Annotated in this window: 9 protein-coding genes and 3 pseudogenes; 7 read left to right on the forward strand and 5 right to left on the reverse strand. The window is 67.6% G+C overall.

Annotation, left to right across the window (positions count from 1 at the left end; genetic code table 11):
• A pseudogene (locus BN4332_RS02250) lies at positions 1-311 on the reverse strand (alpha/beta hydrolase); the annotation flags it as partial.
• 134 nt (positions 312-445) lie between these two features.
• Between BN4332_RS02250 and BN4332_RS02255 the strand changes: the two are divergent.
• Positions 446-817, forward strand: a complete 372-nt coding sequence (locus BN4332_RS02255) for an OB-fold nucleic acid binding domain-containing protein (RefSeq protein WP_066896972.1) — start codon at positions 446-448, stop codon at positions 815-817.
• A 98-nt stretch (positions 818-915) separates the two neighbouring features.
• Complete coding sequence (locus tag BN4332_RS02260) at positions 916-1,509, forward strand: DUF3159 domain-containing protein (RefSeq protein ID WP_066896988.1); 594 nt, start codon at positions 916-918, stop codon at positions 1,507-1,509.
• 7 nt (positions 1,510-1,516) lie between these two features.
• On the opposite strand, the gene BN4332_RS02265 is transcribed toward BN4332_RS02260, so the two are convergent.
• Both BN4332_RS02265 and BN4332_RS02270 read right to left on the reverse strand, forming a co-directional pair.
• A complete protein-coding gene (locus tag BN4332_RS02265; protein ID WP_066896974.1) occupies positions 1,517-2,185 on the reverse strand; it encodes a potassium channel family protein in 669 nt (222 codons plus the stop codon).
• Positions 2,186-2,255: 70 nt separating this feature from the next.
• On the reverse strand, positions 2,256-2,930 hold the full coding sequence (locus BN4332_RS02270) for a potassium channel family protein (protein ID WP_096866814.1): 675 nt from the start codon (positions 2,928-2,930) through the stop codon (positions 2,256-2,258).
• 97 nt (positions 2,931-3,027) lie between these two features.
• Here BN4332_RS02270 and BN4332_RS02275 point away from each other — a divergent pair, with 97 nt between their 5' ends.
• Entirely contained in the window at positions 3,028-5,034 is a 2,007-nt protein-coding gene (locus BN4332_RS02275; RefSeq protein WP_200820243.1) for an APC family permease, read from the forward strand.
• Positions 5,031-6,120 (forward strand): annotated as a pseudogene (locus BN4332_RS02280) (class I SAM-dependent RNA methyltransferase). Before BN4332_RS02275 ends, BN4332_RS02280 begins: the two are co-directional and overlap by 4 nt.
• 19 nt (positions 6,121-6,139) lie before the next feature.
• Here the strand turns inward: BN4332_RS02280 and BN4332_RS02285 are convergent.
• The gene (locus BN4332_RS02285) at positions 6,140-7,228 is read right to left on the reverse strand and encodes a GGDEF domain-containing protein (protein WP_066896980.1); all 1,089 of its coding nucleotides are present in this window, start codon (positions 7,226-7,228) and stop codon (positions 6,140-6,142) included.
• Positions 7,229-7,424: 196 nt separating this feature from the next.
• On the opposite strand from BN4332_RS02285, the gene nhaA reads away from it, so the two are divergent.
• The 3 genes from nhaA to BN4332_RS02300 are packed head-to-tail and all read left to right on the forward strand — an operon-like array spanning position 7,425 to position 11,583.
• Complete coding sequence (gene nhaA / locus BN4332_RS02290) at positions 7,425-8,717, forward strand: Na+/H+ antiporter NhaA (RefSeq protein ID WP_066896982.1); 1,293 nt, start codon at positions 7,425-7,427, stop codon at positions 8,715-8,717.
• Positions 8,718-8,745: 28 nt separating this feature from the next.
• Positions 8,746-10,656: a 1-deoxy-D-xylulose-5-phosphate synthase gene (gene dxs / locus BN4332_RS02295; protein WP_066896984.1), complete on the forward strand. Its 1,911-nt coding sequence runs from the start codon at positions 8,746-8,748 to the stop codon at positions 10,654-10,656.
• 27 nt (positions 10,657-10,683) lie between these two features.
• A complete protein-coding gene (locus BN4332_RS02300) occupies positions 10,684-11,583 on the forward strand; it encodes an alpha/beta fold hydrolase (protein WP_066896986.1) in 900 nt (299 codons plus the stop codon).
• A gap of 12 nt (positions 11,584-11,595) precedes the next feature.
• Here BN4332_RS02300 and BN4332_RS02305 read toward each other — a convergent pair.
• Positions 11,596-11,770 (reverse strand): annotated as a pseudogene (locus tag BN4332_RS02305) (ribonuclease D); the annotation flags it as partial.

Consider the following 11,770-nt stretch of genomic DNA (forward strand, 5'->3'; position numbering starts at 1 on the left):
TGCTGGGAAGAACCGGTCCACGGCGGCAGCGCAGCCAGCACGGCAACCGCCCGGCCGGGATGGTCCAGTGCCCACCGGGCCGCGACCACCGCGCCGATGGACACCCCGCCGACCGCGATGGGGCCCGAGCGGGCCGCCTCGTCGAGTGCGTGCAGATAGCCCTCGATCAGCCGGTCCGGAATCGGTGGTGGGGTCACCACCAACGCGTCGGCAGCGTGCAGAGCACCGGAAAACGCCCGGTAGACGTAGTTGTCGTCGGACCCGGTGCCGGGCAGCAGAACGGTTGGGACACCACGCAGGATGACGCTCATCACATGATCGTGCCTGCCCCGTCAAATCACCGGCGTGCCGACCCGCACCCCACGTGGCATTCCCTGAACAAGAGGTCTACGGTGGCGTTGGTTGGGCGGATTCACAGTGGATCCGCAGAAGGTCAGGAGAGGCCATGGCTACGGCCGAAGGGTATCTGCGCCGGCTAACGCGACGCCTGACGGAAGACCCCGAACAACTCGATGTTGAAGAGCTCAGCGACGAAGCCGCCAATACCGGCGCGCTGAAGGCGATCAACGCCCAGCGCGGCCAGGAAGTGACGATGGTCGGCACCCTCCGCAGCGTCGAATGTAACGGCAAGGGGTGTTCCGGCGGCATCAAAGCCGAACTGTTCGACGGCACCGACACCGTGTTGTTGGTCTGGCTGGGGCAGCGCCGCATCCCGGGTATCGAATCGGGTTGCACGCTGCGAGTGCACGGCCGGGTCGGCAAGCTGGAGAACGGCACGAAGGCGATCTACAACCCGCGCTACGAAATTCAGAAGTGAGTCAGGCCGAAAAGAACACAGGCGACCCGTCTCCACCCGCCGAGAGTGATCCGCCGCCGACCCCGGCCCATACCGGCGGGCGGGCGGTGCTCGACCAGATGGGCGGCGTCAGCGGCCTCATCTATTCGTCGCTGCCCGTCGTGGTGTTCGTCCCGGTGTCCACCGCGTTCGGGCTCATGCCCGCGATCGCCGCCGCGCTCGGCGTGGCGACCCTGATCCTCATCTGGCGGCTCATCCGCCGCGAATCCGTTCAGCCCGCCGTGTCGGGCTTCTTCGCCGTCGGCGTCAGTGCCCTCATCGCCTACCTCGTGGGGGAGTCGAAGGGTTATTTCCTGCTCGGTATCTGGACGTCGCTGCTGTGGGCCGTGGTGTTCGGGGTGTCGGTGATCATTCGGCGACCGGTCGTGGGCTACGTCTGGGGCTGGGTCAACACGCACGACCGCGCCTGGCGTCACGTCCGTAAGGCCGTGCTGGCATTCGACATCGCCACCCTCACCTGGGCCGTCGTCTTCGCGTCGCGGTTCCTGGTGCAGGAGTACCTCTACGACTCGGACCAGACCGGATGGTTGGGTTTCGCGCGCATCGCCATGGGGTGGCCGCTGACCGCCCTCGCTGCTCTCGTGACGTATCTGGCGATCCGGGCCGCCCAGCGCGCCGTGCACGCCCAGGAAGCCGGTCAGAGCCCGGACTAGCGACCCGCTAGCGCGGCGTCGGGTGCAGCAGCAGCTCGCGCAGGCTGTCCTCGGACTCGGTGACGGCGACGAACAGCAACTCGTCGCCACCCTCCAGCGGCTCGTCGGACTCGGGCACGATCACCCTTGCCCCACGCAGGATCGTCACCAGCGCGGTGTCACGGGGCAATTCGAGGCGCTTGACCGGCCTGCCACCCCACGGGGTGTCGTCGGGCAACGTGATCTCGACCAGATTGGCCTGCCCCTTACGGAACTCCATCAGCCGCACCAGATCCCCGACCGCGACCGCCTCCTCGACCAGCGAGGCCAGCATGCGCGGCGTCGACACCGCGACGTCGACTCCCCAGTTCTCGTCGAACAGCCACTCATTGCGGGGGTCGTTCACCCGTGCCACCACCCGCGGTACCGCGAACTCCGTCTTGGCCAGCAAGCTGACCACGACATTGACCTTGTCGTCCCCGGTCGCCGCGATCACCACGTCGAATTCCTCGAGCTTGACCGACTCCATCACGCTGAGCTCACAGGCATCCCCGAGCCGCCAGTGCGCGGCCGGGATGGCGTCGACGTCGATGTGACCGGGATTGCGCTCCAGCAGGGTCACGTCGTGGTTGCTCTCCAGCAACTCGCGGGCGATGGAGCGGCCCACCGCCCCGGCTCCGGCGATGGCAACTTTCATCGGCGCCACTCCTGTTCAAAAACCACTTCGGTAACCACGGACTCGACGTTGGAAGCGTTCACGGCGCCGATCATGCAGATCCGAGGTCCTCACTCGGCGGCAGGGCCGCGATGGCCAGGGCCTCGGCGATGTGCCCCGAGACCGCCGCGGCATACACCTGGTCGCCGGCCTGGATCACGGTCTTCGGTTCGGGCAGGTAGCCGCTGCCCAGCCGGATGATGAAAGCCACCCGGCCGCCGGTGGCCGCCTCCAGCTCGGTGACCAGGTGCCCGGCCCAATCCTCGTGCAGCGGAAGCTCGGCCACGCCCACGTTGCCCGACGGATCCCGCCACTTCGTGGTCTCGGTCTCCCTGGTCAGGACGTTGAGCAGGCGATCGGTGGTCCACGGCACCGTGGCCACGGTCGGGATGCCCAGGCGCTCGTAGACCGCGGCGCGCTTGGCGTCGTAGATCCGCGCCACCACGCGCTCGACGCCGAACGTCTCACGCGCCACCCGAGCCGAGATGATGTTGGAGTTGTCACCGGAGGACACCGCGGCGAAGGCCCCGGCCTCCTCGATCCCGGCCCGCAGCAGCACATCGCGGTCGAAGCCCATCCCGAGCACGCGTTCACCGGCGAAATCCGGCGACAGACGGTGGAAGGCGGCACTGTCGCGATCGATGACCGCGACCTCGTGGCCGATCCGGGCCAGGCTGTCTGCGAGGGACGCGCCGACCCGCCCGCACCCCATGACGACTACACGCACCCGACGGTCCTTTCCGGTGGCAGAAATGCGCTGTTGCTCTATCCGTGCACTCGGAACGCTACAGCTTTGTGACTACTTTTCGTGTTCGGGCTTAGTCTTGGCTCTCGTGTCCAAGCTTTCGACGGCAGCACGCCGTCTGGTCCTCGGGCGACCGTTTCGCAGCGACAAGCTCTCGCACACCCTGTTGCCCAAGCGAATCGCCCTGCCGGTGTTCGCCTCCGATGCGCTGTCGTCGACGGCATACGCACCGGAGGAGATCTTCCTGGTGCTCTCGGTTGCCGGGCTGACCGCCTATTCGATGGCGCCGTGGATCGGTTTGGCGGTCGCCGGGGTCATGCTTATCGTGATCGCCAGCTACCGGCAGAACGTGCACGCCTACCCGTCCGGCGGCGGCGACTACGAGGTGGTGACCACCAACCTCGGACCGACCGCGGGGCTGACCGTGGCCAGTGCGCTGATGGTGGATTACGTCCTGACGGTCGCGGTGTCGATGTCCTCGGCCATGTCGAACATCGGCTCGGCGGTTCCGTTCGTGGCCCAACACAAGGTGCTGTTCGCAGTCATCGCGATTCTGGTGTTGGCGTCGCTGAACCTGCGCGGAATCCGGGAATCGGGCACCGCGTTCGCGATCCCCACCTACGCGTTCATGGTCGGCATCTTCGTCATGCTGGCCTGGGGCCTGTTCCAGATCTACGTGCTCGACGAGCCCTTGCGGGCCGAATCCGCCGGTTTCGAGATGCATTCCGAGCACGGGGACGTGCTGGGCTTCGCGCTGATCTTCCTGGTGGCCCGGGCGTTCTCGTCGGGGTCGGCGGCACTGACCGGTGTCGAAGCGATCAGCAACGGCGTCCCGGCATTCCGTAAACCCAAGTCGCGCAACGCGGCCACCACGCTGTTGCTGCTCGGCGTCATCGCGGTGACACTGTTCATGGGCATCATCCTGCTGGCCCAGGCCACCGGGGTGCAGATGGCCGAACGGCCGCACGAACAGCTGGTGGGTGCGCCCGCCGACTACCACCAGAAGACGCTGATCGCCCAGCTGGCCGAGGCGGTGTTCCACAACTTCGGGCCCGGCCTGTTCCTCATCGCCCTCGTCACCGCCCTGATCCTGGTGCTGGCCGCCAACACCGCGTTCAACGGGTTCCCGGTGCTCGGGTCGATCCTGGCCCAGGACCGGTTCCTGCCGCGGCAGTTGCACACCCGCGGTGACCGGCTGGCGTTCTCCAACGGCATCCTGTTCCTGGCCTTCGCCGCGGTCGCGTTCGTGGTGGCGTTCCGGGCCGAGACCACCGCGCTGATCCAGCTCTACATCGTCGGTGTGTTCGTGTCGTTCACACTCAGCCAGATCGGCATGGTGCGGCACTGGACGCGGCTGTTGCGCACCGAGACCGACCCGGCGGTGCGGCGGCACATGATGCGGTCCCGGATCATCAACGCCATCGGCCTGACGGCCACCGGCACGGTGCTGGTGATCGTGGTGGTGACCAAGTTCGTCGCCGGGGCCTGGATCGCGATCCTGGCGATGGGCGCCCTGTTCGTGATCATGAAGCTCATCCACAAGCACTACGACACCGTGGCCCGTGAACTCGAGGCGCAGGACGAGAGCGAGGGCGGCGACATCGTGCTGCCCAGCCGCAACCACGCGGTGGTGCTGGTGTCGAAACTGCACCTGCCCACCAAGCGGGCGCTGGCCTATGCGCGAGCCACCCGGCCGGACGTGCTGGAGGCCATCACGGTGAGCGTGGACGACGCCGAGACCCGCGCCCTGGTGCATCAGTGGGAGGACAGCGACATCAGCGTGCCGTTGAAGGTGATCGCCTCGCCCTACCGCGAAATCACCCGTCCGGTACTGGATTACGTCAAGCGGGTGACCAAGGAATCGCCGCGGACAGTGGTGACGGTGTTCATCCCCGAATACGTCGTCGGGCACTGGTGGGAGCAGGTGCTGCACAACCAGAGCGCCCTGCGGCTCAAGGGCCGGCTGCTGTTCATGCCGAACGTGATGGTGACATCGGTTCCGTGGCAACTGAATTCGTCGGAGCGGTTGAAGGCACTGCAGCCCCGTGCCACCCCCGGCGATGCGCGCAGGGGATTCTTGGAGTGACCGAGCTGACACTGACCACGGGCCCGGCGGCCAACGGCGGCAGCTGTGTGGCCCGGCACGATGGCCGCGTGGTGTTCGTCCGGTACGCACTGCCCGGCGAAACGGTGCGGGTCAACGTGTTCGACCAACGCGGCTCGTACTGGCACGCCGAGGTCGTCGAGGTCGTGGAACCATCCGGTGACCGAGTCCCTTCGATGTGCCCGATCGCGGGGGTGGACGGCGCGGGATGTTGCGATCTGGCCTTCGCCGACCCGGGGGCGGCACGCCGGCTGAAGGGTTCGGTGGTGGCCAATCAGCTGTCCCGGCTGGGCGGCTTCACCTGGCGCGACGAGCAGACGGCGGAGGCCGAGGCCGTCGGTTCCGGTGCGGTTCACGGCTGGCGGACCCGGGTGCGGTTGGACACCACCACCGACGGGCGCGTCGGTTTCCACCGCTACCACAGCGCCGAGCTCGTCACCGATCTGCGCTGTGGGCAGCTGCCGCCCGAGTTGACCGACGGACTGGCCGACGCGCGCTGGACCCCCGGTGCGCACGTGCACGCCGTGCTGGACTCCGACGGTCGTCGTCACGTGGTGCAGTCAGGACCCAAGGACCCGCGCAAGGGCGCCCGCAAGAGCGCGACGCGCGTCGTGGAAGGCGAGTACGAGGCGGTCCAGCGCATCGGTGGGCGCGAGTGGATGCTGCCGGCGACGGCGTTCTGGCAGGCCCACCGGGACGCCGCCGCCCTCTACNGTGCTGACCGTGGACACGTCCCGGTCGGCGGCCCGGGCGGCCCGCGCCGCGCTGGCCGATCTGCCGTGGGTCTCCGTGGTCACCGATTCGGTGCGTCGCGCCCTGGCTGCCGAGTCGGGACGTCCCGACATCGCTGTGCTCGACCCGCCCCGCACCGGCGCGGGACGCGACGTGATCGACGCGCTGGCCGCCACCGAGGTGCGAAGGATCATCCACATCGGTTGTGAGGCCGCATCGTTCGCCCGCGATGTCGGGCTGTATCTGCGGCACGGCTACACCGTCGAGGAACTGCGCGTGTTCGATTCGTTCCCGCTCACCCACCATGTGGAGTGCATCGCGGTGCTGACCCGCTGACGAGCCCGGCCGGAACCGCTCACTCCTGGGTGTCGGGACCCATCGTCGGGGTGGGGAAGTGGGCGTAGGTGGCGCGGTTGCCGCCTTCGGCCCTCGATTGGTTCATCGCGGTGTCGGCCAGCGCCACCAGAGCGTCGACGATCTGCTCGGTTGGCAACTCGGTCAGCGGACGTAATTGGCTGCAGGCCGTGCCGATGCTGGCGGTCAGCCGCATGGGTGTGGTGGTGATGGCCATGCGGATCCGGTTGACCAGCGGCGAGGGGTCGTTGGTCTTGAACACGTCGGCGATCAGGAATTCGCTGTCGGTCACGTGGGCCAGCGGGACCTTGTGACGCACGGTCTCCCGGATGGCCTGCGCGACGGCGACGCGGGCGTGCAGCGTGCTGTGGCTGCCGTCCATGTCGCTGAGCAGTTCCATGTCATCAATCCCGACCGCGACGACGACCAGATATTGGTCGTCATGCCGGCTGTGCGACCCCAGCATCGTCGCGGTGTGCATGTCGAACCCCTCGCGGTTGAGCAGCCCGGTCAGGGGGTCGATCTCACCCGGGTGCTGGACCCGGTCGGGCTCGATCAGCTCGACGGCGATCCGGCACAGCGCCGACGTGCTCACGATCACCAGAAGCGCCACCAGCGCCCCGGCCACCCCGAGCCAGATGTCGGTCATGGCTACCCGCACGGCCAGAAATGCCACCACCGCGCCGGAGGCCACCCACGTCAGGTGCAACACGCGGCGACTGTGCAGAAACGCCGTGTACGCCGTGACCAGGCTCAACGCGCTCGAACCCAGAAGTCCGACGGTCGGATTCAACAGCAGGATGCAGGTTGCCGAGATGCAGGCCGTGCCGATGCACACCACGAACCAGGATTGGGTGCGGCTGGGCCACTGCCGCCGCCACCACCACTGCGCCAGGGTCAGCCCGCCGATGCTGACGCCCACCGCCACCCACCGGAGCACCCCCTGTGGTCCCGCCGGACTGGCCAGCGTCAGCAGCGGGATGAGACTCAACCCGACCACGGTGAAACCCACGGTGCGTTGCATCTGGGTGCGCTTGCCCTGCGCCGCCAGCAGTGCGGTGCGCGCATAGTAGTGATCGAATGGACTCAACCAGCACCCCGGAGTAATCGACTTCGCCTACACCCTACGTAATCACGATGGTCGGGTTTTTGTCGGCGGTTTGAGCCGCTGCCACGGACTTCGCCGACATTTGCTCGGGCTGCCCGGCCTGTTAGCGTGAACCACAGGTGTGCCGGGAAGTCTGGTCGGCGTTCATTTGTCGCACGCCGATCCAGGAGCCCCGAGTATGAGCAACCGCCGAGACGCCGGCAGTCGACGTCTGCTGGCCCGCGGATCGTGGCCGGAGTGGCAGCGGGTCTCAGAGCTGTTGCGCACCGAAACCGTCGGCGGTGCCCTGCTGCTGGCGGCGGCGGGCGCCGCGCTGGTGTGGGCCAACTCGCCATGGTCGGCCGCCTATCACCGGCTCTCGGAGTTCACCGTCGGCCCGCAGTCGCTGCACCTCGACCTGAGTCTGTCGGCCTGGGCGGCCGACGGACTGCTGGCGATCTTCTTCTTCGTTGTCGGCGTGGAACTCAAACGAGAATTCGTTGCCGGCGATCTTCGTGATCCGGCCCGCGCCGCGCTTCCCATCGCCGCGGCGGTGGGCGGCATGGTGGTGCCCGCGGCGATCTTCGTCGGGATCAACCTGTACTCGGGTCATCCCGAGAACCTCGACGGCTGGGCGGTGCCCATCGCCACCGACATCGCCTTCGCGTTGGCCGTGTTGGCCGTGGTGTCCACGCACCTGCCGACGGCGCTGCGGATCTTCCTGCTCACCCTGGCCGTTGTCGACGACCTGCTGGCGATCACCGTCATCGCCGTCTTCTTCACCGACCACGTGTCGCTCGGACCGCTGGCCGCCGCCCTGATCCCGATCGCGTTGTACGCGGTCGCGGTGCAGCGGGGGATGCGGCAGTGGTGGATCCTGATGCCGCCGGCCGTCCTGGCCTGGGCGCTCGTGCACGCCAGCGGGGTACACGCCACGGTGGCCGGAGTGGTGCTCGGATTCACCGTGCCGGTGCTCGGTCGCCACGCGTCGGCCCAGCACTTCGAACACCTCGTGCGGCCGCTGTCGGCGGGGTTCGCGGTGCCGGTCTTCGCGTTCTTCGCCGCGGGCGTGACCGTGGGCGGGTGGTCGGGCTTCGCCGACGCGTTGTCTCATCCCGTGACGCTCGGCGTCATCGCCGGCCTGGTGCTCGGCAAGCCGATCGGGGTGCTGGGGACGACGTACCTGCTTGCCCGCTTCACCCACGCCACCCTCGACGAGGATCTCGCCTGGCGCGACGTCCTGGGCGTGGCGTTGCTGGCCGGGATCGGCTTCACCGTCTCGCTGCTGATCGGTGAACTCGCCTTCGGGAACGGCACCGTCGCCGACGACGACGTGAAGATCGCCGTGGTCACCGGATCGGTGGTGGCGGGGCTGCTCGCGTCGGTGGTTCTGGTGTCGCGCAACGCCACATATCGCCGCATCCACCGGCTGGAGACCATCGACGCAGACGACGACGGTGTGCCCGATGTCTATCAGCCTCGACAGGACTGAGTTCAGTAAGCGTGCGTACACTGACGGAATGCTTGAACAGGTCCGCGGTCCCGCTGATCTGCAGCACCTGTCGCAGTCACAACTGAGTGATCTGGCGGCCGAGATCCGGCAATTTCTGATCCACAAGGTCGCTGCAACCGGCGGACATCTTGGCCCCAATCTGGGTGTTGTCGAACTCACCCTGGCGCTGCACCGTGTGTTCGATTCGCCACACGATCCGATCATCTTCGACACCGGCCATCAGGCCTACGTGCACAAGATGCTGACCGGCCGCGCACCGGACTTCGACACCCTGCGGTGCAAGGACGGTCTGTCGGGGTACCCGTCGCGCAGTGAGAGCGAGCACGACTGGGTGGAGTCCAGCCATGCCAGCACCGCGCTGTCGTATGCCGACGGTCTGGCCAAGGCCTTCGAACTGACCGGGCACCGCAATCGGCATGTGGTCGCCGTGGTCGGTGACGGTGCGCTGACCGGAGGCATGTGCTGGGAGGCGTTGAACAACATCGCCACCGGCGGACGCCCGGTGGTGATCGTCGTCAACGACAACGGCCGCAGCTATGCGCCCACCATCGGCGGGTTCGCCGACCACCTCGCGGGCCTGCGCCTGCAACCCGGTTACGAGCGGATCCTCGAAGAGGGGCGTAAGGCCGTGCGCGGCCTGCCGGTCGTCGGCGAGTTCTGCTACCAGTGCATGCACAGCATCAAGGCCGGTATCAAGGACGCGATCGCCCCGCAGGTGATGTTCACCGACCTGGGGATCAAGTACGTCGGCCCGATCGACGGGCACGACGAGCACGCGGTGGAGAACGCCCTGCGCCACGCCCGCGGCTTCAAGGCCCCGGTGATCGTGCATGTGGTGACCCGCAAGGGCATGGGTTACGCGCACGCCGAGAACGACGAGGCCGATCAGATGCACGCCTGCGGCGTCATCGACCCCGAGACGGGGCTGCCGACCAAGGCCTCGGCTCCCGGCTGGACCTCGGTGTTCTCCGACGAGCTGGTCCAGATCGGCGCCAAGCGGCGCGACATTGTCGCGATCACCGCCGCCATGCCCGGCCCCACCGGGCTGAGCGCGTTCCGGGACCGGTTCCCCGACCGGTTCTTCGACGTGGGCATCGCCGAGCAGCACGCGATGACCTCGGCCGCCGGCCTGGCCATGGGGGGTCTGCACCCCGTGGTGGCGATCTACTCGACGTTCCTCAACCGCGCCTTCGACCAGCTGTTGATGGATGTGGCGCTGCACAAGCTGCCCGTCACCATGGTGCTGGACCGGGCCGGTGTCACCGGACCCGACGGCGCCAGCCACAACGGCGTATGGGACCTGTCGATCCTCGGCATCATCCCGGGTATCCGGGTGGCGGCCCCCCGCGACGGCGCGCGGCTGCGCGAGGAACTCGGCGAGGCCTTGGCCGTGAACGACGGCCCGACCGCCATTCGCTTCCCCAAAGGCGATGTGGGCGAAGATATTCCGGCGGTGGAGCGCCGTGAGGGTGTCGACGTGCTCGCGGTTCCGGCCGCCGGGCTGACCGACGATGTGCTGCTGGTCGCCGTCGGGTCGTTCGCGTCGATGGCACTGGCAGTGGCCGAGCGGCTGCGCAACCAGGGCATCGGTGTCACGGTGGTGGATCCGCGTTGGGTGCTGCCGGTGCCTGAGGCGCTCGGTGAACTGGCCCGCGGTCACAAGCTGGTGGTCACCGTCGAGGACAACGGTGTGCACGGCGGCATCGGCTCGTCGGTGTCCGCGGCGCTGCGCCACGCCGAGATCGACGTGCCCTGCCGGGATCTCGGTGTTCCGCAGGTGTTCCAGGAACACGCGTCCCGTGGCGAGGTGCTTGCCGAGATCGGGCTGACCGATCAGCACATCGCCCGCCAGATCACCGGGTGGATCGCCGCGATCGGTACGCCGGTGGGCGAGGAAGTCGGCCACCGGGTCGATTGAGCCAACAGCCTCGATTAGGTTGCGGTCATGGATGCCGAACTGCAGAGCTGGAAGGACGCCGGGCGGTTCTTCGACTACCTGGGCTTCGACATCTTCTACCGGGTGGAGGGCAGCGGGCCGAATCTCCTTCTCATCCACGGCTATCCGTTCAATTCCTGGGACTGGTCGCTGATCTGGCCGACGTTGACCGAGCGGTTCACGGTCATCGCACCGGACATGATCGGCATGGGTTTCTCCGACAAGCCGGTCGCCTACGAGTACACGGTGCACGACCACGCCGACATGCACGAGGCGCTGCTGGATCACCTCGGGGTCCGCAGCGCCCACATCCTGGCGCATGATCTGGGCGATTCGGTCGGCCAGGAGTTACTGGCCCGGCACGAGTCCGGCGGGCGGTCCTACGGTGCGCTGGACATCGAATCGATCACCTGGCTCAACGGCGGACTGTTCAACGAGTCCTACACCCCGCGGCTGATACAGAAGGCGATGTCGCGAACTCCGTTGGGCGACATCATGAGTCCGCTGCAGGGCAGCCGCCTGTCGCGCCGCATCGTGGAGCCGACCATCAACGAGATGTTCGGGGTGAACACCAAACCGTCGCCGCAGCTGATGGCCAAGTTCCACCAGATCCTGGAGTACAACGACGGTAAGCGGGTGCTGCACAAGGTCGGCCGGTTCGTCAACGATCGCTACGCCCACCGCAATCGGTGGGTGCGGGCCATGCGGGAGACCGCGGTGCCGATGCGGCTCATCGACGGGCCATCGGACCCCAACTCCGGACGCCACATGGCCCAGCGTTATCTCGAAGTCATCCCGAATCCCGATGTCGTGATGCTGGCCGACGACATCGCCCACTGGCCCCAGATCGAGGATCCGCAGGCCGTGCTGTCGCATTTCCTGGCCCACATCGACCGGGTCGGCAGATGAGCCGTCGCCGGTTCAGTCGGTGCTGAGGGCCTTGGTCAGCACCGGCACCGTGAGCTCGCGCTGCCAGGGCCGGACGTTGGCCTCGACCAGGAACTCCGAGACCGCGGTGGCGACGTCGCTCACCGGATGCCAGTCCCAGCACAACCGGCGCACCACTTCGGGGGTGATGAGGTTCTCGGCGGGCACC

The organism is Mycolicibacterium houstonense (assembly GCF_900078665.2).
GTDB lineage: Bacteria > Actinomycetota > Actinomycetes > Mycobacteriales > Mycobacteriaceae > Mycobacterium > Mycobacterium houstonense.